Origin of the sequence: Campylobacter concisus (assembly GCF_003048445.1) — a bacterium.
GTDB classification, from domain to species: Bacteria; Campylobacterota; Campylobacteria; order Campylobacterales; family Campylobacteraceae; genus Campylobacter_A; species Campylobacter_A concisus_BF.
On record NZ_PIQW01000001.1, the window covers coordinates 134,065 to 156,196 of the forward strand.

General features: G+C 41.0%; 29 protein-coding genes. 2 read left to right on the top strand and 27 right to left on the bottom strand.

Annotated elements, in window-relative coordinates; genetic code table 11:
• Positions 1 to 332 precede the first annotated feature (332 nt).
• From CVT14_RS00760 to CVT14_RS00780, 5 genes are read right to left on the bottom strand one after another with little or no spacing between them, the layout of a single operon-like run.
• Positions 333 to 755 carry a Sua5 YciO YrdC YwlC family protein gene (locus CVT14_RS00760; RefSeq protein WP_107849451.1) on the bottom strand — a complete coding sequence of 141 codons (423 nt, stop codon included), beginning with the start codon at positions 753 to 755 and terminating at the stop codon, positions 333 to 335.
• A complete protein-coding gene (locus tag CVT14_RS00765) occupies positions 733 to 1,635 on the bottom strand; it encodes a DMT family transporter (RefSeq protein WP_107849452.1) in 903 nt (300 codons plus the stop codon). Before CVT14_RS00765 ends, CVT14_RS00760 begins: the two co-directional genes overlap by 23 nt.
• Before the next feature lie 5 nt (positions 1,636 to 1,640).
• The gene (locus CVT14_RS00770; RefSeq protein ID WP_021088701.1) at positions 1,641 to 2,318 is read right to left on the bottom strand and encodes a DUF799 domain-containing protein; all 678 of its coding nucleotides are present in this window, start codon (positions 2,316 to 2,318) and stop codon (positions 1,641 to 1,643) included.
• On the bottom strand, positions 2,308 to 2,712 hold the full coding sequence (locus CVT14_RS00775) for a DUF4810 domain-containing protein (protein ID WP_107849453.1): 405 nt from the start codon (positions 2,710 to 2,712) through the stop codon (positions 2,308 to 2,310). The genes CVT14_RS00770 and CVT14_RS00775 overlap by 11 nt, the downstream gene beginning before the upstream one ends.
• Positions 2,697 to 3,365, bottom strand: coding sequence for a CsgG/HfaB family protein (locus tag CVT14_RS00780; protein WP_021088791.1), 669 nt, complete (start codon positions 3,363 to 3,365; stop codon positions 2,697 to 2,699). Before CVT14_RS00780 ends, CVT14_RS00775 begins: the two co-directional genes overlap by 16 nt.
• Before the next feature lie 165 nt (positions 3,366 to 3,530).
• On the opposite strand from CVT14_RS00780, the gene CVT14_RS00785 reads away from it, so the two are divergent.
• The gene (locus tag CVT14_RS00785) at positions 3,531 to 4,310 is read left to right on the top strand and encodes an acyl-CoA dehydratase activase (RefSeq protein WP_107849454.1); all 780 of its coding nucleotides are present in this window, start codon (positions 3,531 to 3,533) and stop codon (positions 4,308 to 4,310) included.
• The gene (locus CVT14_RS00790; protein ID WP_107849455.1) at positions 4,297 to 5,454 is read left to right on the top strand and encodes a double-cubane-cluster-containing anaerobic reductase; all 1,158 of its coding nucleotides are present in this window, start codon (positions 4,297 to 4,299) and stop codon (positions 5,452 to 5,454) included. The genes CVT14_RS00785 and CVT14_RS00790 overlap by 14 nt, the downstream gene beginning before the upstream one ends.
• 113 nt (positions 5,455 to 5,567) lie before the next feature.
• Here CVT14_RS00790 and CVT14_RS00795 read toward each other — a convergent pair whose 3' ends face one another.
• The 22 genes from CVT14_RS00795 to CVT14_RS00900 form a co-directional block, all read right to left on the bottom strand.
• Positions 5,568 to 6,233 (bottom strand): hypothetical protein, encoded by a 666-nt coding sequence (locus tag CVT14_RS00795; RefSeq protein WP_107849456.1) that lies wholly within the window; start codon positions 6,231 to 6,233, stop codon positions 5,568 to 5,570.
• 113 nt (positions 6,234 to 6,346) lie between these two features.
• The gene (locus CVT14_RS00800) at positions 6,347 to 7,009 is read right to left on the bottom strand and encodes a hypothetical protein (RefSeq protein WP_107849457.1); all 663 of its coding nucleotides are present in this window, start codon (positions 7,007 to 7,009) and stop codon (positions 6,347 to 6,349) included.
• Positions 7,006 to 8,343, bottom strand: coding sequence for an amidophosphoribosyltransferase (gene purF / locus CVT14_RS00805; RefSeq protein WP_103573969.1), 1,338 nt, complete (start codon positions 8,341 to 8,343; stop codon positions 7,006 to 7,008). Before purF ends, CVT14_RS00800 begins: the two co-directional genes overlap by 4 nt.
• Before the next feature lie 277 nt (positions 8,344 to 8,620).
• The gene (gene dapB / locus CVT14_RS00810; protein ID WP_012001050.1) at positions 8,621 to 9,391 is read right to left on the bottom strand and encodes a 4-hydroxy-tetrahydrodipicolinate reductase; all 771 of its coding nucleotides are present in this window, start codon (positions 9,389 to 9,391) and stop codon (positions 8,621 to 8,623) included.
• A gap of 345 nt (positions 9,392 to 9,736) precedes the next feature.
• A complete protein-coding gene (locus CVT14_RS00815; protein ID WP_009295038.1) occupies positions 9,737 to 10,675 on the bottom strand; it encodes an NAD(P)/FAD-dependent oxidoreductase in 939 nt (312 codons plus the stop codon).
• Between the two features lie 9 nt (positions 10,676 to 10,684).
• Positions 10,685 to 11,131 carry a hypothetical protein gene (locus CVT14_RS00820; RefSeq protein WP_004318021.1) on the bottom strand — a complete coding sequence of 149 codons (447 nt, stop codon included), beginning with the start codon at positions 11,129 to 11,131 and terminating at the stop codon, positions 10,685 to 10,687.
• Positions 11,131 to 11,445, bottom strand: coding sequence for a thioredoxin (gene trxA / locus CVT14_RS00825; RefSeq protein WP_107849458.1), 315 nt, complete (start codon positions 11,443 to 11,445; stop codon positions 11,131 to 11,133). The genes CVT14_RS00820 and trxA overlap by 1 nt, the downstream gene beginning before the upstream one ends.
• A 73-nt stretch (positions 11,446 to 11,518) precedes the next feature.
• On the bottom strand, positions 11,519 to 11,860 hold the full coding sequence (locus CVT14_RS00830) for a YraN family protein (protein ID WP_107849459.1): 342 nt from the start codon (positions 11,858 to 11,860) through the stop codon (positions 11,519 to 11,521).
• 1 nt (position 11,861) lies between these two features.
• Positions 11,862 to 13,124 carry a homoserine dehydrogenase gene (locus CVT14_RS00835; RefSeq protein WP_103573262.1) on the bottom strand — a complete coding sequence of 421 codons (1,263 nt, stop codon included), beginning with the start codon at positions 13,122 to 13,124 and terminating at the stop codon, positions 11,862 to 11,864.
• Entirely contained in the window at positions 13,121 to 14,329 is a 1,209-nt protein-coding gene (locus CVT14_RS00840) for an LL-diaminopimelate aminotransferase (RefSeq protein ID WP_021085635.1), read from the bottom strand. The genes CVT14_RS00835 and CVT14_RS00840 overlap by 4 nt, the downstream gene beginning before the upstream one ends.
• 9 nt (positions 14,330 to 14,338) lie before the next feature.
• On the bottom strand, positions 14,339 to 15,121 hold the full coding sequence (locus CVT14_RS00845; protein WP_103643462.1) for a hypothetical protein: 783 nt from the start codon (positions 15,119 to 15,121) through the stop codon (positions 14,339 to 14,341).
• Positions 15,115 to 16,056, bottom strand: coding sequence for a phosphatidylglycerophosphate synthase (locus tag CVT14_RS00850; protein WP_107849460.1), 942 nt, complete (start codon positions 16,054 to 16,056; stop codon positions 15,115 to 15,117). The genes CVT14_RS00845 and CVT14_RS00850 overlap by 7 nt, the downstream gene beginning before the upstream one ends.
• A complete protein-coding gene (gene rlmB / locus CVT14_RS00855; RefSeq protein ID WP_103567913.1) occupies positions 16,049 to 16,729 on the bottom strand; it encodes a 23S rRNA (guanosine(2251)-2'-O)-methyltransferase RlmB in 681 nt (226 codons plus the stop codon). Before rlmB ends, CVT14_RS00850 begins: the two co-directional genes overlap by 8 nt.
• Before the next feature lie 100 nt (positions 16,730 to 16,829).
• Positions 16,830 to 17,645 carry a 16S rRNA (cytidine(1402)-2'-O)-methyltransferase gene (rsmI, locus tag CVT14_RS00860; RefSeq protein WP_021089463.1) on the bottom strand — a complete coding sequence of 272 codons (816 nt, stop codon included), beginning with the start codon at positions 17,643 to 17,645 and terminating at the stop codon, positions 16,830 to 16,832.
• A gap of 3 nt (positions 17,646 to 17,648) precedes the next feature.
• Positions 17,649 to 17,849 carry a 50S ribosomal protein L31 gene (gene rpmE, locus CVT14_RS00865; RefSeq protein WP_021089480.1) on the bottom strand — a complete coding sequence of 67 codons (201 nt, stop codon included), beginning with the start codon at positions 17,847 to 17,849 and terminating at the stop codon, positions 17,649 to 17,651.
• An 81-nt stretch (positions 17,850 to 17,930) separates the two neighbouring features.
• The gene (locus CVT14_RS00870; protein WP_021089484.1) at positions 17,931 to 18,587 is read right to left on the bottom strand and encodes a 16S rRNA (uracil(1498)-N(3))-methyltransferase; all 657 of its coding nucleotides are present in this window, start codon (positions 18,585 to 18,587) and stop codon (positions 17,931 to 17,933) included.
• Positions 18,588 to 18,989 (bottom strand): hypothetical protein, encoded by a 402-nt coding sequence (locus CVT14_RS00875; protein ID WP_021089444.1) that lies wholly within the window; start codon positions 18,987 to 18,989, stop codon positions 18,588 to 18,590.
• Positions 18,986 to 19,189 carry a hypothetical protein gene (locus CVT14_RS00880; RefSeq protein WP_021089441.1) on the bottom strand — a complete coding sequence of 68 codons (204 nt, stop codon included), beginning with the start codon at positions 19,187 to 19,189 and terminating at the stop codon, positions 18,986 to 18,988. Before CVT14_RS00880 ends, CVT14_RS00875 begins: the two co-directional genes overlap by 4 nt.
• On the bottom strand, positions 19,189 to 19,770 hold the full coding sequence (locus CVT14_RS00885) for a 6-pyruvoyl trahydropterin synthase family protein (protein WP_107849492.1): 582 nt from the start codon (positions 19,768 to 19,770) through the stop codon (positions 19,189 to 19,191). The genes CVT14_RS00880 and CVT14_RS00885 overlap by 1 nt, the downstream gene beginning before the upstream one ends.
• Positions 19,770 to 20,525 carry a 7-carboxy-7-deazaguanine synthase QueE gene (locus CVT14_RS00890; RefSeq protein WP_107849461.1) on the bottom strand — a complete coding sequence of 252 codons (756 nt, stop codon included), beginning with the start codon at positions 20,523 to 20,525 and terminating at the stop codon, positions 19,770 to 19,772. Before CVT14_RS00890 ends, CVT14_RS00885 begins: the two co-directional genes overlap by 1 nt.
• The gene (gene moaA, locus CVT14_RS00895) at positions 20,525 to 21,493 is read right to left on the bottom strand and encodes a GTP 3',8-cyclase MoaA (protein ID WP_107849462.1); all 969 of its coding nucleotides are present in this window, start codon (positions 21,491 to 21,493) and stop codon (positions 20,525 to 20,527) included. The genes CVT14_RS00890 and moaA overlap by 1 nt, the downstream gene beginning before the upstream one ends.
• Before the next feature lie 132 nt (positions 21,494 to 21,625).
• A complete protein-coding gene (locus CVT14_RS00900) occupies positions 21,626 to 22,132 on the bottom strand; it encodes a DUF6115 domain-containing protein (RefSeq protein WP_103597884.1) in 507 nt (168 codons plus the stop codon).

Genomic DNA, 22,132 nt, shown 5'->3' on the forward strand with positions numbered 1-22,132 from the left:
TGCGAGTTGGCAGAGCCTGAATGACTTAAATTTGGTCTTAGTGGGCAACTTTAGATATTGGCTCAAATTTATATCAGCCAGTGCTTGGCTAAAGCATCTGGCAGACTTTAAATTTCAAAATATAGTCTAGGGTGAGGTTTATAGCAAGTGAAGGGCTAAATTTAGTTTGGATATTTGTAAATTAAATTTATATAATTAGTAGATTAAATTTAGACCTTGTCTAAAAAACTAGCTTTTAAAACCGCTCTTGTTAGCTGTGAAATTTAGCAAATTTATCATTTCAAACTACAAAAACCACCTAAATTTAAGAAAAGTGCATGGCGCAAATTTAACTAGCGGATCTTTTTTAGTCTGCTCTTTGAAATTTTATAAATTTTTGATGGCATATCTTCAAAAAAGTGCTCATCAACAACTTCATCAGCCACACTTCTAGCCCAAGTTTCATCAAATTTCATACCATTTTTGTTTGCGCTGCTTGAGTAGAGCCAGTCAAATTTGCTTAAAAATTTCTCATGCTCGCACTCTTTTACGACCCTGATCGCCTTTAAATTTGGATATAAAAATGTCGTTTTTCTTGAGTGGCGGATGAAATTTTTATACTTTTTTGGCGCTCTAGCAAGCTCACGTAAAACGCTAAATTTAGCCGTCGTGATGAGGCAAGGTTTGCCCTCGCTTCGCATTTTAGCGTGGTTTATCTCTTTGTAGTCTTTGCTTAAAAAGCCAGCCGTCGTGTCAGTTTGCGCTAGGTATATCATCTCTCTTCTTTGAAAGTAAAAATATGCATGATATGATGAGAGCAAAGCCTAAAAAGTCCCAAAAGACAAACTTTGTCCCAAGCCAAAAGTAGCCAAAAAATGCGGCACTTAGTGGCTCTATGCAGGCTATCATGCTGGCCTTTGAGGCGCCTATGAGCTTAACTCCAGTCATATAAAGGCTAAATGCAAATATCGTGCCAAGCGTGATGACGGCGAGAAATGCCAGCCACTGTGCCGTGCCACTAAGCCCCGCAAACTCCCACACTCTAATATAAAGGCAAAGCACCACGCCACCTATCACCATGCCCCAGCCAAGCGTGAGCGCGACTGAGTATTTGGCATTTAGCCTTGCGGGAGCTAGGTTATAAACGCAGACGCAAACAGCACTTACTAAGCACCAAAATAGCGCTTCTGGCGAGATGACAAGGGCTGAAATTTGCGCGTGCGTGGCCAAGAAAAAGACCCCAAGCATCGCGCAAAGCAGAGCCAAAATTTCAAGCGGTCTTGGCGCTCGCCTCTCTTTTAGGCAGATGATGGCTAGGATGAGAACTGGCGCGGTGTATTGAATGACGGTCGCAACTGCGGCGTTTGAGAGCTCGATCGAGTAAAAGTAAGCATACTGCGTCATCATAAGTCCAAGCAGGGCGTATGTGAGAAGCTCGGTCATCAGTTTTACGTCAGTAACTGGCGCAAAAACGGCCTTTGGAGCCTTAAAAGCGTAGTAGAGCACGATAAAAGCGCCAGCTAGCAAGAGCCTATAAGGCACTAGAAAATCAGCGCTAATGCCTTGCGAGAAGAGATACTGCCCACAAACTCCGCTAAATCCCCAAAGTACGCCACCAACTAGCGTAAGAAGCACTCCAAGTTGATGGCTGGACATTAAATTTATCTATCTTTATGTAGCTGGGCGTCTTTGCCGTAGTGAGGCGAGTATGGCCCATAAAGTATGCAGTCGTGGCAGTTTCTAGAAAAGAGGTAGGCATCAGCTCTTACTGCTAGGTCGTATGATCTGTCTGAGATGGTGTTTGCTACCTGCGTGATGACGGCCGAGACTAGCATGCCAAGCAGGCTGTTTTGCCCGCTGCCGCTATCCTCTGCAGCTGCTGCCTCGCCTTGCCAGAGCGTCGCGCCACTTTTTATATCGACTAGCTTTGCTTCAAGCACTACCTTTGTCGAGCTTGAGACCACGACGTAGCTCGTGCCATAGTCTTTTATGTTGATGTAAAGCACGCTATCGGCGTGAAAAATTTTATCAAGCTTATTCAGTGGCACGGCTGCGATCTCGCTTGGCTCGGTTATGCCATTTTGCTTAAATGTATCATTTACAAGAGCCACTGGAAATACATAGTATCCAGCCTCGCTAAGTGGGGCTACTGAGTTAGCTAGAACGGCTGCTGAGCCGCTTACTTCGGTGCTATCGTTTGTTGGCATGAGCACTAGGATGGAGCGTGGCTTTTTTTGCAAAAAGGCTGAGTAGTCGTATGGCTCAGGCTCTTTGAAAGAACAACCCGCAAAAAATATCGCAAGAAGCGTCACAGCTATAAATTTCAGGCTATTTTTCATCTTTCGCTCCCTCTTTTTTGCTCTGCTTTTTTGGGGTTAAATTTTTAGAGCCTTTTATGAAATTTATATACTCCCTTGACTCTGGGAAATTCTCTACTTCTTTGTCAAAATTTGCATTTGCAGCGCCTAAATTCCCATTATTTAAGTATAAAAGTCCAAGGTGTGCGTATAGCCCTGGCGCAACCTTGTAGCCCCTTTTGGTTGAGTTTTGCACTAAATTTTCTAATCGTGAAATTTGCTCGGTTGCGTCGCCATCTTCGTTTAGATAGCTATATAGCGAGCTACTATATGTGCCGTCCCAGTAGTAAAGCGACCTTGGACCACTTGCGTTGCTGCACCCTGCAACTAAGAGCGCAAGAGCGCCAAGGCAGGCAAGCTTTATTTTACTTGCCATGCTCCGCTTTCTATGCCATTTACTAGGTTATTTACCGCTTCAACTATCGCTAGGCTTAGCACCTTGCCATTTAGCGTAGAGTCGTATCCAGCGGTGCCGCCAAAGCCGATTATTTCTCTGTTTGAGAGGGTGTATTCGCCAGCGCCACTAACTGAATAGACGACCTCAGCTGTTTTGGTATCGACAACGTTTAAATTTACCTTTGAGTAGGCGGTTTGCTTTTTGCCTTTGCCAAGTATGCCAAATAGCTGGTGATCGCCTGTTGTTTTGCGGCCAAATTCGGTCACATCGCCAGTTATGACGTATCTTGAGCCTTTTAAATTTTGAGTCTCTTTGCTTAGCTCGCTCTCTTGTTTGAGGACTGACATATTTGATCTCTCAAGCACTGAAAATCTACCGCTTTGCTGTAAATTTGTGATTAGGATGCTTTGAGCTTGGTTGCCAAGTCTATCCTCGTTATCACTAAAAACGCCATTACCGTAGTTTGATTGATTATTAAAGCGGCCAATAGAAACTGAGACCTTTTTGCCGTTATAGACTGAGCCATAGCTTGCTACTTTTGGAGTTTCGACCACTCTTGAGCTCTCGCTTGCGCACCCTGCAAAAAGCGCTGCGATCACTAGAGCTGCACTAAATTTTAAAACATTTTTCATCTTTATCCTTTGTGACAAAATCGTGTGTATATTACTAAATTTCCTTTTAAATAGCTTTAAAACTAATCTAGCTCTAAATTTAGTCTTATTTATTGACAAATTTGTCTTAAAGTGAGTAAAATCACGCCAGTTCTAAGTTTTAGAAAGACCTTTTTTGGATACAAAATGCACTCAATCGGTATTGATATAGGCTCAACTTCTGCAAAAGTTGCCGTCATAGAGGCAAGTAGCGGCGAGATAAAGGAGCTGTTTTTACTCCCAACTGGCTGGAGCAGCGCAGATACGGCCATGCTTATAAAAGAGCGAGTTTTATCTTTAAACCTTGGCGAGCTATATTTTACTGCGACAGGTTACGGCAGAGTTTCGGTGCCATACGCTGATAAAACCCTTACAGAGATCACCTGTCACGCGCTTGGGGCGCACTACTTTTGCAAAAGCGACTGCACAGTTATAGACGTGGGCGGACAAGATACGAAGGCCATCAAGCTTGAAAATGGCTCAGTGACGGACTTTACGATGAATGACAAGTGTTCAGCTGGCACTGGTAAATTTCTTGAAGTGATGTCAAACCGCCTTGGAGTTAGGTTTGATGAGCTTACACGCCTTGCTAAAAATAGCGACAAAGATATATCCATAAGCTCGATGTGCACGGTCTTTGCGGAGTCTGAGATCATAAGTCTCATCGCTCAAAACGTATCACGAGAAAATATCGCAAAAGCGGTGATCGTCTCAGCTATAAATAAAATTTCAAATTTGGTCAAAAAACAGGCAAATACGAGCTATTTCTTAAGCGGCGGCTTTAGTAAGAGCGAGTATGTGAGAGAAAATTTAGAAGTGTGCTTGCAAGCTAGCGTCAGCACGCACGAAGATGCGATCTACTGCGGTGCGATAGGCGCTAGCCTTGCAGGGATAAGAAATTTAAGGAGAGAAAATGGCGATAAATGAGAGTATGAGTTTGAGCGAAATTTTCGCTACCTATGATGGCGCTAAGAAAAATTTAGCCCAAAACGTCGAAGCAGTCAAAAATAGCGGCCAAAAGATCGCGGCTATCTTTTGCACCTACACGCCAAGGGAGGTCATCCACGCAGCAAACGCTTATAGTGTGAGCGTCTGCGCAACTGGCGATAACGCCGTGGTCGAGGGCGAAAAGTACCTGCCTAAAAACCTCTGTCCGCTCATAAAAGCAAGCTACGGCTTTGCAAAAGCGAATAAGTGCCCATTTGTGCGAAATTCTGATATCGTTATCGGTGAGACGACATGCGACGGCAAGAAGAAGATGTATGAGCTAATGGGCGAATTTAAAGATGTGCATGTCATGCATTTGCCGCATTTCAAGAGCCAAAAGAGCTTGGAGATTTGGCAAGATGAGGTCAGGGAGCTAAAAGAGCGTTTGGAGGCTAAATTTGGCGTGAGCGTAAGCGATGAGGAGCTTAGAAGCTCTATCAGGCTATTTAACAAAGAGCGCGAGCTAATGGGGGAAATTCAAAATTTCATGAAGCTAACACCGCCACCGATGAACGGCAAAGAGCTACACGCACTGCTATATGGAAATGGCTTTATCTTTGACAAAGAGGAGCAGATAAGCGACCTTGAGATCATCGTAAGTAAGCTAAAAGAGTGCGTGAGAGATAAAATTTCACCCGTGCATAAGGACGCCAAACGCATCATCATCACAGGCTGTCCAAGCGGCGGGGTCTATGATAAGATCGTGCCAGCCATAGAAGAGGCAGGTGGCGTCGTGGTAGCTTACGAAAACTGCACTGGCACTAAAAATTTTAGCAACCTTGTCGATGAAAATGACGATCCAATTAGCGCCATAGCAAAGCGCTACATGGCGATACCTTGCTCGATCATGTCGCCAAATAAAGATAGAGAAAATGTGCTTCAAGAGATGATAAAAGAGTATAAGGCGGACGGCGTGATCGACGTTGTGCTGCAAGCCTGTCACACCTATAACGTAGAAACTACCAATATAAAAAGGGCGTGCAACGACGTAGATACGCCTTATATGGCGCTTGAGACGGACTTTTCTACAAGCGACGCTGGGCAGATCAAGACAAGGCTCGAGGCATTTATAGAGATGCTTTAGGATAAATTTAAAAGAGCAGGGGGGGCTAAATTTAGCTTTAAATTTAAAATAGCTGACTTGAAATGCAGTGAAATTTACAAGTCAGCTAAAGCGAAAGAAAATACTTTATTTAATTACTTTATCTTTTCTAAAAGCAACCAGCTTGAATAACCACCGTGGATATATCGCATGTGCTTATAATCATAAAGAACCGAATTCCACTTCTCATCACCATTTTTCATTTTGTCGTTATACTCTTTTGTCTTTTCTTTGTTACCTAAATATTTATACATATCGCGTAGATCTCTACATATATAGGCACTTTTTAGTTCATTGCAGCCATATTCAAGCATTTTTACGTCTGCTTTTGACTCAGAAAGGACTTTTGCATAATCAAATTCTTGATTTTTTATTTTTGTGTAATCATCACTTCTTTTTGAAAAATAAACTATTTTATATTTAATTAAATCAATAGCTGGTATATTGCATGCTGGAGCAAATTTTTTATCGTAGCAGTATTCTGGAATGGTTTTTTCGTAGAATTTTACAACTTTTTTAAGGTCTTTACTCTCTAAAGCTTCTAATTTTTCTAGCGAAAGACAACCTAAATCATTGCCTTTATCAAAACACCAATATTTCGCATTATCAGTGCTAATCGGTCTAGTATTTATTTCTATAAGCTTTTTATCAGCGCTATAATCATAATTTGGCTTTTCTCTACTACTCCCAAAGCCCCAAGCATATACGCTACTTGTGGCTAACACGCTGGCTAATACTGAAGCTAAAATTTGCTTTTTCATCTTGATATCTCCTTTTTGATTTAAAAAGGCATTCTACCCCCCCCCGTACTTAAAATAAATTTTAAAAGGGTGCTGGCCCATGAAAAAGTATAAATTTAGCGTGTAAGTGCTTGCTAAAATGTGCAGAGCATGTCAAGCAGTCTGCCAAGCTTTTGCATATCGTTTAAGAAAAGCTGGTTTGATTTTTGTGTAAATTCTTTAGCTTCTTCTAGGATTTTGGGCTCAGATATGCTATAAGCAAACTCCTTTTTTAGTATCTTTGCACCCTTTTTATAAACAAATTTTGCATCAATTAAACTTGCAAAAAAGCTATCGTCTCTTAAGTAGTAGTTGGTGTTCGCATTTACAAAAACTGGCTTTTGAGCCAAAAACTCGCCACAAACGCCATTTGGTGATCTAAATTTAACACTCTCAACCACATCAGGCCTTATCTCATAAAACCTTATCTCGCTAGATTTTTTAAGAGCCAAAACGTCACTAGCTTTGTTTAAATTTATAGAGGCATTATCTGCTTCAATGACGTTTATAAGGCCTTTTATAAGAGAGTAGGCACTTGTCGTTTTGTTTTGATCAAGAAAATTTATCATGCCAAAAAATGGCATACTGGCATTTTTATCAGCCAAATTTGGCATGCTCTTTATGAGTAGTTGCTGCTTTTTGCCATTTAGCTCAAAGTAGCTCACCATGATGGAAATTTCATCCTTTTTACTAGGCGTCTTTTGCGAGCAGCCCACAAAAAAGAGCACCCCAAGCAGTAAAACTACTAAATTTCTCATTTTATAAAATAATCACCATCAAAGCTAACAAGCGAGTATTTTCTCTCATTGCCGATACTCTCTTTAAGCTCATCAATGCTTAAAAACTCCAAACTGTCAGCTCCGATGTACTCTCTGACCTCTTCGACGCTTTTTTTGGCGCTTATTAGCTCCTCAAAGCTTGGTGTGTCTATGCCGTATCGCTCAGGATACTTGAGCTCAGGGCACGCAACTCTGAAGTGAATTTCTTTCGCCCCTGCGTGTCTTAAGAGATCGACCACCTTTTTAGAAGTGGTTCCACGAACGATGCTGTCATCGATCACTACGATGCTTTTACCAGCTAGCACGCTCGACATAGGGTTTAGCTTTAGTTTGACCTTTAAATTTCTCATCTCTTGACTTGGCTCGATAAAGGTTCTGCCCACATAGTGATTTCTGGTGATGGCTAGCTCAAATGGGATCTTGCTCTCATTTGCGTATCCAAGAGCCGCTGGCACGCCACTATCTGGCACTGGCACTACAAAGTCAGCCTTTATCTTGCTCTTTCTAGCAAGCACCTCGCCCATCTTTTTTCTCACTTCATAGACGCTTTTGCCCTCTATCACGCTATCTGGGCGCGCAAAGTAGATGTACTCAAAGGCGCAAATTCTAGGCTCTGGCTCGAAAATCTGCAAGCTTTGAAACTCGCTTTTGCCATGCTCAAAAACTATCATCTCGCCAGGTCTAACATCTCTTATAAATGTTGCTCCCACAAGATCAAACGCGCAAGTCTCGCTAGCTACGATATATCCGCCGTCCTTTAGCCTGCCAAGGCTTAGCGGCCTAACACCCCAGCGGTCTCTGATGGCAAAAGTCTTGTGGCGTGACTGCACGAGCAAGCAGTAAGCACCTTTTATCTTGTCAAGTGCTGCGATGATGCGGTCTTGCAAGTGTTCGTCGTGGTTTCTTGCGATGAGGTGGATAATGTTTTCGGTGTCCATATTTGTCTGAAATATCGCGCCATCTTTGATGAGTTCGTCTCTAACCTCGTCTTTATTGACCAAATTTCCGTTGTGAACGATCGAAATTTGACCTAGGGCGTAGTTGGCGGCTATTGGCTGGGCGTCACGGCCTGAGTTTTTGCCAGCTGTTGCGTAGCGATTGTGGCCGATCGCCATGTCGCCTTTTAGAGAGCTCAAGATCTCCTCATTAAAGACCTCAGTGACTAGACCGTTGCCCTTGTGAGTGGAAATTTCGCCGTCGTTACAGACGCTGATGCCACTTGCCTCTTGACCGCGGTGTTGCATAGAAAATAGCGCATAATACGCCGTTTTCGCCGCATCTTTAGAATTTATGATACCAACTATCGCACACATCTTTTATCCTCTTTTCATCTTTTTAAATTTCATCTTTACAGTTAAATTTGATCTCACTTTTAACGCCTAAACACTTTTTGTAAGTGGCGTGTTATCCAAAATTTGGCACATTCTTCGTTATTTGCACCATTTATAACAATCCAAATACGCTAAAACTAAATTTCATCATCTCAAATCAAACTCGTCAGCTCTTAAATTTTGGCGCTTTTCGCGCTTTGGCAGGTAGAATTTATCGCCAAATTCTAGCTTGTAGCTCTGCGCGTCATCAAGGCTAAATTTAATCATCAAGCCCCAAACTATCATCTATTGAGTAAAGACCGCTGCTTTGATCTTTTAGCCAGATGGCAGCCTTGATCGCACCTTTTGAAAAGGTCGCTCTGCTAGTTGCGGTGTGGTTTAACTCGATAAATTCGCCGTCATTGTAAAAGCCAACCGTGTGACGACCGACCACGTCGCCTCCACGAAGCGCCATAACCGCGATCTCATCTTTGCTTCTTGCGCCCACCATGCCAGCTCGTCCAGTTACTAAAACATCTTTTAAATTTAGATCCCTTGCCTCTGCCACGCAGCCAGCCAAGGTCATCGCAGTACCGCTTGGAGCGTCCTTTTTGTGTCTGTGGTGCTGCTCGACGATCTCGATATCAAATTCTCTTAAAACTTTCGAAGCTATCCTTGCTATGCGGTTTAACACTGCTACGCCTAGACTCATGTTTGTTGCGTAGAGTATTGGCATAGTGCCTGATGCTAGATGAAGTAAGTTTTTCTCGTCGTCATTTAGCCCAGTCGTGCCGATAACTAGTGGTTTTGGGTTGGTCCTAGCGTAGTTTAGCAGTGCTACGGTCGCCTCTTTTTGGCTAAAGTCGATGATGACGTCGCACGCTTCAAAAAATTTAGCAAAGTCGTTTGTCAAAAGCTCACTGCTTAAATTTTCAACCTCATTTTTTTGGCTAAAAGCGACGCTTAAAGTGGCGTCTTTTTCATCTTTTAAACAAGAGATAATGCTTTGAGCCATCTTTCCGCTAGCGCCGTAAAGTCCTATTTTTACCAAAATTTATCCTTTGATTTTTGGTTGAAATTTAACATAAAATTTATTATAGAGAGATTACGAAATGGCTTTTGAAAAAGAGCTACTTTAGGCAAGAATTTAATAAAAAATTATCATTGTGGTAACTGCTGCGATCAGAAAAATGGATATTGATTATATTAGAGCATACTTTTTGCCTATTTTATGCAAAAGAGGTTATGTTCTACCCTAGAGTTATTTTCTTAATGCAATTTTTGAAAAAATGTTCTGATAAGCCTAAAAAATCAAGCACTTTTAAAATGTAAATTTTTGCTAAAAGGTTTATTTTGAAAGAGAAATTTAGCCAAAAAATTTGGCTAAATTTGAGTATTAATGCAAGCTTTCTATGTAGCTCATAGCGCTAAGTGCAGCCACAGCGCCGTCACCTGCTGCTACGATGACTTGCTTTGGAGCGTCCTCTCTGATGTCGCCTGCCACAAAGAGCCCTTTTAGGCTAGTTTGCATTTTAAGGTTAGTCTTTACCTGTCCGCCATCAGCCATTTCGCAGATAAATTTGCCGTTTTCATCTTTTAAAATTTCGTTATTTACATTTAGTCCGACAAAGGTGAAAATGCCCGGCACATCAAGCACGCGCTCGCCATTTTTGGTATCAAGCACGATCTTTGTTAGACCCATCTTATCGCCAAGCGCCTCTTTTACAGTCGCACTTGTTATAAACTCGATCTTCTCATTTTTTCTAGCTTTTTCAACGGTTGTTGGCGCTGCTCTAAACTCGTCACGTCTATGCACAAGATAAACTTTTGAGCAGATATTTGCTAGATAAAGTGCCTCTTCAACAGCTGTGTCGCCACCACCAAGGACGGCTACCTCTTTGTTTTTGTAAAAGAAGCCATCGCATGTTGCGCATGTGCTAACGCCTTTGCCAAAGAACTCGTCCTCGCCTTTAAAGCCAGCACGTCTTGGGGTTGAGCCAGTCGCTACGATGACAGCCTTTGCCTGCTCGCTCTTGCCGCCTTCAAGTAAAATTTCAAAGCTGCCGTCACTATTTTTTCTAACGCCAACGACGTTTGCCCACTTATGAACTAGTCCAAATGCGCTGCACTGCTTCCACCAAGTGCTCATAAAGTCAAAACCGCTCTCGCCAGGGGCTTTTTGGCCTGGGTAGTTTTCTATCTCTGAGCTAGAGGTGATCTGACCGCCAGGCTCGCCTTTTTCAAACATTACAACATTTTTTAATCCGCCTCTAGTGGCGTAAAGTCCGGCGCTTAGTCCTGCTGGACCGCCTCCGATGATCGCTAAATCAAGCATAAATTTCCTTTATTCTAAAACATTTATGGACGAATTTTGTTTGTAAATTTCGCCCCTTTGATGAACTATCTCAACACTGCTAGGTAGCTTCGTGATGCTTAAATTTCGCATAAGCTCTAGGACCGTATTTATATCTGAGCTTATGTATTTTAGTGTTGAGTTTGACTCATATCTTTTTTGAAAGATATCGATCGCCACAACTGTTTCATTTTTGGTTGGTAAAATTTCGTCTAATTTTGATTGATTTGAACTGAAGATTAAAAGCGTGTATTTTGGCTCTTTTGGAGTGAAAATTTCGCTTTTTTCGTAAAAAACTAGCTTCGCAAAATCAACAAATTTATATTGTGAAAAACGATAGTTGCTATACGCAAATGCAGCCGCTATCATAGCTGCACCAAAAAATGAACCAAATATATAGGTAAGAGGAAGCAGACTTCCTCTTCTTTTTTCGCTCATTAAAGAAGCGAATTTAGTTTGTCAGTTAGGGCTTGTTTTGACTGCGCACCGACCATTTGCTCAACTAGCTCGCCATTTTTGAAAAATAGCAATGTTGGGATCGATCTGATGCCAAACTCAACTGCAAGATCTTGCTCTTCATCAGTATTTACCTTGCAAATTTTCGCTTTGCCCTCGAAGTCTTCAGCAAGCTCTTCGATCACTGGAGCTAGCATACGGCAAGGTCCGCACCATGGAGCCCAGAAATCTACTAGAGCAACGCCTTCTTTTGTTACATCAAAATTTTCTTTTGTGAGTTCGATGTATTTTCCCATTTGTTCTCCTTATTTTCAAGATGTGGCAATTATACAAAATCAAATTTAAATTTTAGCTAAATAATAAATTTTATTATAAACTAATATTTTCTATCAACTCAAAGCCTTCGTTTTTCACAACTAGCAGATCGAGCTGAAAGTCCCTGTTTGGCTCATTTTTCATCATATAAAAATTTATAGTTTTTAAAATTTTCATATATTTTGCCTTGTCTAGGCGATACTGGGCTTCGTATCCTCCGCTAGTTGCTTTTACTTCAATAAAATGTAAAATTTTATCGCTACTTAGTGCGATGATGTCGATCTCGCCAAATTTAGAGTGAAAATTTCTCTCCAAAATGACAAAACCAAGCTTACGCAAAAACTCGCAAGCCCTATCTTCGGAGCTCTTACCAAAGAGGTATTCTTTTAGCCCCAAACTACTCCTCGATCCTCATCATAAATGGCTCTTCTTTTATATACTCTTGCTCTTTTAAAAGCTCCATCGTTCGCTTCGCATCAGCCTCCAAGCTCGTGTGCGTCGTGAAAAATAGCACGGCATACTCGCTCTCATCTTTTGGCTTTTGCAGCAAGCTATCGATTGAAAGATTGTTTTCGCTCATTAAATTTGTTATCTTTGCTAGCACGCCCATTTTGTCTTCGACTTTTAGCCTAAAGTAATACTTCGTCTTTATCCTGTCGCGATCAAGAAGCTCTAAGGTGTTTAGCTCAAATGGCGCTTTGTATCCAAGCATCGGCGACTTGCTATCTCTTGCGATGTCGATGAGATCGCTAATTACCGCGCTTGCTGTCGCGTCGCCGCCAGCTCCAGGCCCATAATACATAGTCTCGCCAACGACCTCGCCAACGACGCTGATCGCATTTGTCACGCCGCTTGCCTTTGCTATCATTTTATTTTGCGGTACAAGCGCTGGATGCACGCGTAGCTCGACCTTGCCCTCGCTTTTTTTGGCTATGGCTAGAAGTTTTATTGAGTATTCAAAATCTTTTGCGAAAAATATATCCTCTGGCGTGATGCCTTGTATCCCCTCGATCAAGATATCCTCTGGATCGCCGTGCACGCCGTATGCGATGCTAGCAAGGATGAGAAGCTTGTGAGCCGTGTCAAAGCCACCCACGTCAAAGGTAGGATCGGCCTCAGCGTATCCAAGCTCTTGTGCTTTTTTAAGCGCGTCTTTGAAATTTGAGCCCTCATTCATCATCGAGGTTAGGATGTAGTTGCTGGTGCCATTTAGTATGCCATTTATGCTTAAGATGTGGTTGGCGCTAAGCCCCTCTCTTAAGGCTCTGATGATCGGTATACCGCCAGCTACGCTTGCTTCAAAGCCAAATGGCGTGTTTTTGGCTAAATTTTGCAAAGCATATCTGTGATAGGCAAGAAGCGCCTTGTTTGCAGTGACGACCGCTTTTTTGCGCTTTAAAATTTCGCTCACCACTCTAAAAGGCTCTTCAACACCGCCCATAAGCTCGACAAAAACGTCGATATCATCGCGGTTTATGACGCTATTTATATCGTCAGTCAAAGGGATGCCAGCGTCTCTTTTTTTATTTAAATTTCTAACCACACCGATGACTGGCACTATCTCTTCGCCACATCTTGCTGCGATTAGCTTTTTGTTTTTTAGTAAAATTTTCGCAACCGACTCACCAACGGTTCCAACGCCCAATATCGCTACATTCATTCAAATTCTTTCAAATATTTTTTTATATTTCTTGCTGCTTGTCTTATCCTATTTTCATTTTCGATAAGAGCTAAGCGCACATAGTCGTTTCCGCCCTCGCCAAAACCAATGCCCGGACTAACAGCAACTGAAGCCTTTGTAAGAAGCTGCTTTGAAAACTCAAGACTGCCTAAGTGGCTCACCTTTGGTGGAAGTTTCGCCCAGATAAACATGCTGGCATTTGGCTTTTTAAGCTCCCAACCAGCCTGAGCAAAGGCCTCTATCATCACATCTCTTCTTTTTTCATAAATTTGGCGTATCTCTTCAACGCAGCTTTGATCGCCGTCAAGCGCGACTGTGGCTGATACTTGTATCGGCGTAAACATACCGTAATCAACCCATGATTTTATCTTTTTAAGTGCGGCACAAAGCCTCTTGTTTCCACACATGAAGCCAACTCTCCAGCCAGCCATGTTGTAGCTTTTTGAAAGAGTATAGCACTCGACTGCGACATCTTTTGCGCCTTCTACTTCAAAGATGCTTGGAGTTTTGTAGCCATCAAATGTAAGATCGGCGTAGGCGATATCTGAGATGATGTAAAATCTCTCTTGCTTTGCGATGCTTACAAGGCGCTCGTAAAAGCTCTTTTGTACGGTCACGGTCGTTGGATTGTGAGGGAAATTTACGACTACATATTTTGGCTTTGGTGAGCTTGCGTGTATCGTCTGGATTAAGTTTTCAAAAAATTTATTCTCGTCTAGCTCAAATTTATCATTGTAGTGAAGTGGCATCTTTGCGACGCTTCCGCCAGCAAATAAAAACGCTTGCGTGTGTATCGGATATGCAGGATCAGGCACGATAGCCACGTCGCCTGGGTTTATTATGGCTTGAGCAAGATGCACAAAGCCCTCTTTGCTGCCCATTGTGGCTACTGCTTCAGTTTCTGGGTCTAAATTTACGCCGTATTTGCGCTTATACCAGTTGCAAATGGCAAGGCGGAGCTTATAAATTCCAGCACTGGCTGAGTAGCCGTGGGTCTTGTCTTTTTGTGCGCTTTCGCATAGTTTATCGACGATGTGCTGCGGTGTTCTGCCCTCTGGGTTGCCCATAGAAAAGTCGATGATGTCCTCGCCAGCTCTGCGTGCTGCCATTTTTATAGCATTTACTTCGGCAAAAACGTAGTTTGGCAAACGCTCAATTGTATTAAATCTTATCTCATCAAACACTGTTTGCTCCTATTTTATAAGCTTGATAATTATCTCGTTTTTAATGTTAGTTATGTCGTTATTATCGCTAATTAACGCATATTTTGCGTCATTAGCTAAATTTATGGTGTAGTTAGTTTTTATCTCGTTTTCTCTTTTTAGATCGATTTGGTTTAAATTTTTATCATAAATTCTAACAAGTGGCACCCATTTGTTTGGCTCGTTTGAGATGATATTTAGGCTACTTGCGCCTGCCACGTCGACGATATAGACGCCGCCACTCTTTACAAGCGGGCTCTCTTCGTTAAAATTTACTTTTGACGCATCAAGGCTCATATTTTTAGCGTCCAAATAAAGCGCTAAATTTCCATCAAGCCTATCAAATCCCATGATCTTAAAGCCACTTTTACTAAGCGTGAAATTTAGTAAATTTGGATCTATGCCGCCACTTTTTAGAGCTAAAATCCCATAAGAAATTTCACTGCCATTTTTTAGAGAATTTACTCTTGCCACGCTTATATTTGCATCTTCAAGAGCTAAATTTATCGATTTTACAAATAGAGCTGAGGGGACTTTTTGCGTGCTTATAAATTTTAAATTTAAGCTATTTGAGCTAAATGAGAGAGCATCGTAGTTTGAGCTTTGCTTTAGCCTTGAGACTAGCTCGCCGACGTTTAGCGAGCCGTTAGTGTCTAAATTTTCTAAAGAAATTTGCAGATCTTTTCCGCTGCTTAGTGCATTTGCGCTGCTATTTAGATCAAAAGCGTATGAAAAAACGCTAAAAAGAAGAAATATGGCTAGTTTTTTTACCAAGATTTACCCTTATTCATCTCGACAAACTCGTCATAAGTTAAAAATTTCATATCGCCATTTTCTACTAAAAATCTAGCTGGACGGCTTGGGTTATATCTTGTCACTTTATCGCCGATCTTAAGCTCGATGTTGCCATTTCCGCAAACGACTAGCTGTCTTTGGTCTAAATTTATATTGACACTTTTGCTTGTGTCGCTTGATGTTTTTTGTCCATTTTCAAGGTTGATGATGCCTATCCAAACGCGTTGTTTTGGTGTGATGATCGCTTCATTTAGTGGCTTTGTCACGTTTTGCTCTACTTTTGGAGCTGGTTGGGCTGCCATGCTAGGTTTTAGGGCATTTTGATCAACACTAGCAGGACTTACAGTCACGTTTTGCTCAGCTGGAGCTGAAATTTTCACGCTTGAAGCGTTTGCATCGATCTTTGGAGTGTTTTGAGAGATCGTTACGTTTGTGTCGATTATATTTTTCTTCACTTCATTGACGATACTTGATTGCGAGTAGCTCACGCTTGTGTTGTCTTCATTTAAGCTTGCTATGAAATTTTGGACATATTTGTAAGCGTCAAAGTAGTAAGCGCCGCCAGCGATGATAGCTAAAATGATGATCCAGAAGAAAAATCCAGCCCCGCCACCACTGCTTTGCCTTTGGATAGAGACATCTTCAGGCGTGTAAGAAGAAATTTTTGGGCTAACTTTTGTTTTTTTGCTCTCATCAGGCATATTTTCTTGCATGAAAGCGTCGTATTCAGCGAGAAGTTCGCTAAGATCGACACCGTACTCACGCTGTAAAATTTTGGCATAGCCTCTCATGTTTAAGCGTGATAATTTTTCAAAATTTTTGTCAAAAATGTATTGTAAAAAAGTGGGTTCAATGTGCGTTTTACGCGAAATTTCTTTTATGCCTATCTCTTTTAAATTTTCTAATTCATTCATCTATCATCCTATCACAAATTATCGCAAAAGCTGCACTTACATTTAGGGAGTCCCAGCCATCTTTTAGCTTGATACCGACGCACTCATCGCACTTTGCTAGAGCTTTTTGCGGTATGCCTTCGCCCTCTGAGCCCATCACCAAAGCCCTTTTGCCAGCAAATTTCATCTCTTTTATATTTTTGCCGTTGCTTGCCGTCGCGTAGAGCTTAAAACCACACTGTTTTAGCTCGTTTAGCAGGCTAAGTCCATCTTCAAAGATCGCTATTGGTATCTCGTAAGCAGCACCGCTACTTGACCTTAAAACGCCTTGCATATTTACACTTTTTGTAACGATGACAAGTCCTTCGCAGCCTAGAGCATAGGCGCTTCTAGCGATGGCACCGATGTTTCCGACGTCACTTATGCCATAAAGCACGGCGATGAAATTTAGCTTTTTGAGCTCACTAAAGTCTGAAAACTCAAACTCGCTAACGCTTGCTAAAAAGCCTTGATGGTTGCCGCCATGCGCCATCGACTGAGCTTTTTGATTATCCACGCGGATGATCTTCTTGCCAGTACCACAAATTTTAGAGAAGAGTTTTTTATCACACTCTTTTGAGAGATAGATCTCTTCTAGGATCTGTGGGCGCTTGTTCAAAATATGTAAAAATAGCTGTTTTCCGTATATTATCATGGTTGCTTATGGTAGCTAAAGTCAAGTAAAATTTAACTTATTTTGCTTCTAAATTTGAGTGAATTTTTGAAACTTTTTAGCAAAATTTGAGCTTTTAAATTTATGCTTTTATGAGCTCGTCGTAGATCTTTTTGACGTCCTTGCCAGTTATTTTGCTAAGCAGTTTTGCCTTTGCTTTTGGGGCTATGTCAAGCGAGATGATCTCATCTTTTGTGATGTTTTGAATGGACGCATTTGCACTTTTTGAGATGACAACAGCCCATTCGCCGTTTAAATTTGCCTTTTCTAAAATTTGGGCTAAATTTTTGGCTGTACCTTTAAATTTAGTCTCAAATTTTTTGGTGGCCTCTTTTATAGCAAAAATTTCTCTCTCTGGTTCTAAATTTGCGATGCTTTGCACTAAGCTTAATATGCGTTTTGGGCTTTCATAGATCACAGCTGGATAGGCTAAATTTAAAGCATTTTGTATAGCTAAAGCTCTCTCTCTGCCAGTATTTGGTAAAAAGCCTAAAAAAACAAACTCTTTATCGCAAAGTCCGCTGGCGACTAAGCTTAAAAGTGCAGCGTTTGCTCCGCTTAAAATTTCATATTTGATATCATTTTTTTGAGCGTATCTTACTAGGCTAACGCCTGGATCGCTTATACCTGGCATGCCAGCGTCACTCATGTAAGCTATATTTTTGCTTAAAATTTCATCACTTAAATTTGCAAAAAATTCATCTTCGTTGTGGGTGTGAAGCGGGATAAAATTTGAGATATTTATATTTGCGTCAAAGCGTTCGTTTAGTAGATTTACAAGGCTTTTGCAAACTCTTGTATCTTCGCAGATAGCTATCTCGCATTCACGCAAAATTTTGATCGCACGAAGCGAGATATCTTCTAAATTTCCTATTGGAGTAGGAACAAAGTAGAGCAAGGCTTATTTTTGAGCGTATTTTTTCTTAAATTTTTCAACACGGCCAGCGCTATCAACTATCTTTTCGCTGCCTGTGAAAAACGGGTGGCACTTGTCGCAAATGTCAATTCTGATTTCGCTTTTGTTTGACTTTGTCTTAAAAGTGTTGCCACACGCGCAAGTTACGGTGCACTCTACATATTCTGGATGGATCTCTTTTTTCATCATCTTTCCTTTATTATTTTGGGCTATTTGTTACCTTAAAAGTTGCTGATTATATAAAAACTAATCTAAAAATCAAATAAATCAGGCAAGAAATTTTGCCGCTAAAGAAATGACTGCGGTCTGTGATCTTAAGATATTTTTTGTATTTAGGCCGTAGATATTTTTAAATTTAGCCGTCTCATCCTCGCTAAATCCGCCCTCTGGACCGATTATTAATATCTCATCATCTCTTTTTTCATTTAAATTTTTACCGCCAAAATTTATAGCTGAAATATTTTTATAAACGCTCATTAGCTCGTCTAAATTTTTATAAATTTCAAACTCTATTAGCGACGTTCTCCCGCACTGCTCGCATGAAAGTGCGTTTATGTAGTTTAGCTTTTCAAGGTCGATCTTGAAATTTGCTTGAGAAAATTTAGTATAGACAAAGGCGATCTTGCCAACGCCAAGCTCATTTAAAAATGGCAGCGCCTTTTCGATCGTCTTTGGATCAACTACCGCCCAAGCGATGGTAAAGTCAAATTTGTTTTCGCAGTTTAGGCTGGCAAATACGAGGCTTAAATTCGCACTTCTGCGCTCTATCTCATCGATCTCGTAGATGTACTCTTTGCCGTCACGTAAATTTCTAACACTTATGCGCTCACCTGTCTCAACCCTTCTAGCTTTTAGGTGCAAAAAGGCCTCATTTACTATTTTTAAGCGCTCTTCGCCAGCGTTTTTATCATATAAAAATTTCATCTAAATCCCTGCAATGATGATCAAAATAATGTCGCAAATGCCTTTAATAAGGGCAAATTTTTTAAATTTCTCTAGCTCGCCAGCAACGGCATATCTCTTTAGTCTTTTGTATCCAACGGCGCTAAGTGCGATTAAGACTATTAAGATAAGAAGCATTTTTATGGCATTAAATTTTGGCTCGTAACTATAATATGCCCACAAAATAAGCCCAGTTAGCACCAAAAAGCTAAGCAACATATGATAAATAGGCAAAAAATACCTTATACGAAGCACGTAATTTTTAGTTCTCACTCCAAACTGAGTAAGCGCTAGATAAAGCGCCGCTAAAGCAAGTAGCGCATAAAAAAATGTCACGTGAAATGGCAAAGTATAAGCATAAAGCGAGCTTAAGTGTTCGTTCATTTTTTATCTTTAGGAGGCTCGTTTTCTTCGACGACCGGCTCAGGTGGCAGCTGCTCGTCGATAGTTACATTCGCATCAGGCTGAGCTATCGTAACATCACTAGGGACTGGCTCACTAACGTCACTTTTGGCCTCTTCTTTATCTCCACATCCCAAAAATACGCTAGCTATAAGCAAAAAAGAGGTTATAAATTTTTTCATTAAACGTCCTTTGGATTTTCTATTTTTATCTTATTTATCATCTTTTCAAGCAAATTTTTATCTTCCCACTCGTCTATAATGGCCTCTGAAAATTTGATATCACTAAGCCTTATCTCACCCATTTGTGGGTTTGTTACGTCCTCTTTGAAGCACTGCGCATAGCCAGTGTCGGTCTCGTGCACGATGACGCTGTGAAGCTTTACTTCGCGCTCGCCGTTGTTCATCACGCTAAGCTCAAGTATCCGCTCGATCATGACAAAAAATATACGGCAAAACTGCTCTGCGCTGGGATTTAGCGGGATCTCGATCCACCTTGCAGAGTGCTTTTTAAGGTCGTTTTTGTATTCGTCGCTATCGCCTGAATATATGGTCGTGGCGTGGTCAAAGCTATCGATGATCGTCTTTATGTTTTGCTTCATCAGCCCAAAGTCATAGACCATGCCAGCGTTATCAAGAAAATTTGAGCTAAGTAAAATTTCTGCTACGTAGCTGTGACCGTGGATGCTCGTCCTGCAGCGCTTTGAGCTACAAAATCTCACGATATGTGCATTTTCAAATCTAAAAAGTTTTCTAATAATCATCAAACACCCTCTTTGTCGCCCCAAAGCCTGATGTGGATACGCTCTGAGTAGTTAAATCCATGCTTTATGGCAAACTGCGCTGTTTTTAGAGCATTTTTGCTTAGCTCGTCCTCATTTGCGCCCATCGCCATGCACCAAACTGGCAAATTTGCTCTATTTTTTATATATAAAATTTCCTCCAGCTCGCTTTTATCAAAGCGCGAGAGGACAAATTTTAAAAAGCTGCTTTTTGCGTTATTTTTGATAGCCAAGATGGCATCTAAATTTATGCGTTTTTGCTCGCTAACTCCGCTATTTGCTAGCTTTACGCCAAGTGCAAAATGGCAGTTTTTATAAATTTCAAATTTATCAAAATCAACCAAGATCGTGCCATTTGTCTCAAAATGCACCTCGTAATTTATAAGCAAATTTCTTACCAAATTTATGAAATTTTCATTTTGATGCCAGATGAGTGGCTCGCCGCCTGTTAAAACGATGATCGGCTTTTGCTCTAAGCCTTTACAAAGCCCATCAACTAGGCTTAAAATTTCATCTGCGCTATATCTTTTGTGGTGAAAATGTCCCTTAAAAACGGCTCTTATGCTATCGCATCCCAAAAGCTCTTCGCCTGTTTTTAAAGACCTTGTCTTTACGCCAAAGCCAGAGCAGTTTAGGTTGCAGCCCAAAAAGCGTAAAAACACAGCGAGCCTGCCCTGATAAGCGCCCTCGCCTTGGATGCTTAAAAATGCCTCAACTAATTCTAGCTCTTTGCTCATCAACCACCAGTTTGGTAAAAGGCCCTTGAAGAGGTTTCATTTTCAGCTCCTAGAGCCCATTTGTTCTCTTTTGGCTTGTTAGCAAGTACTTGCCTTAAGATCTCGCTTGCTGCGACGACGTCGCCATTTGCAACTGCTTTTTTGATACTTAGCGCATCTTCAAAGTAAAGGCAAGGTATCAAAAGCCCCTCAGCACTTAGTCTGATGCGGTTGCAACTCTCGCAAAAGTCGTGTTTATGTGGGTCAATGATGCCAAATTTATAGCCGTCATCAAGCCTATAAATAGACGCAGGTGCGTTTGGTAACTTTTCATCTTTTGTGACATTATATTTTTGCGAGATGATATTTAAAATTTCATCGCTTTTTAGCCCTTTTAGATCCTCTTTGGCGTGCGAGTTTTCCATATATTCGATAAATCTGATCTGAGAGTTTCTAAATTTAGCAAACTCAAGCAAATTTACGAGTTCATCGTCGTTAAAGCCTTTTAGAGCGACCGTGTTTATCTTGACCTTTAGCCCAGCATCAAGTGCTGCTTCAAAGCCAGCCAAAACCTCGTGTAAGACGCTCTTTTGAGCGATAAATTTAGCCTTTTGCTCATTTAGCGTATCAAGTGACATATTTATGCGCTTTAGACCAGCGTCTTTTAGCCTTTTGGCAAAGTGTGGCAGCATAAAGCCATTTGTCGTAAGCGCTAGATCGATGTCTGGCTTGTAATCGCTTATCATCTTTATAAAGACGTCCAGATCCTTGCGCACGAGTGGCTCGCCGCCTGTGATCCTGATCTTTTTCACACCCTCGTCGATAGCTACTTTGACAAATAAAAATAGCTCTTCAAATGTCAGTAAATTCTCTTTTGGTGTCCAACTAAATGGCGTCGTAGGCATGCAATATCTACATCTAAAATTGCAGCGCTGCGTCACGGAAATTCTTAAATAATCAACAACCCGACCATATTTATCTATTAGCATAAAGCACCTTTTTTAAGCTTGGTTAGAGCTTTTTAATTTTCAATTATATGTTAAAAGATTTAAATTTAAATAAAAATTTAAGCTAATTTTTGTAGTTTAAGAGTAGTTTTGTCTTTTAAAATTAGCCCAAATTTAGGCTAATTTATGAAATTTAAGCACAAATTCAACTCTCCCCATACCCACGTGAAGATCTTTAGCGATCATGGCTGCACTTTTGCCATCTTTAAACATCTTTAATATCTGCTCTTCTTCGTTGATGACGCTTGGGGCGATTTTATTGATATCTCTTGTTCGCTCCTCGAGGTTAAACATCCTATCTTTTTGCTCGTTTGCAAAGTCATCGATCACTCGCTCTATGCTCTTTATGGCGCGGATTATCGGCACGATTTTTTCATTTATCTGCTCGTTTATCTGCTCTTTTAGCTCATCTTTTACATCTTTTAGCTGCTCGTCATCATCAGGCTTAAAGCTTGCAAGTGCGGCTAGCTGTTTTTTGAGATTGTAGTTTTCTTGTATGGTGCTCTCTATGGCACGCTCATACCTTGCAAATTTCTTATTTGTCTCGCTATCTTTTATAAATATCAAAGCTATTATTATCGCTAAAACGATGCCAAAACCTAAAAAAATGTAAATTTCCAT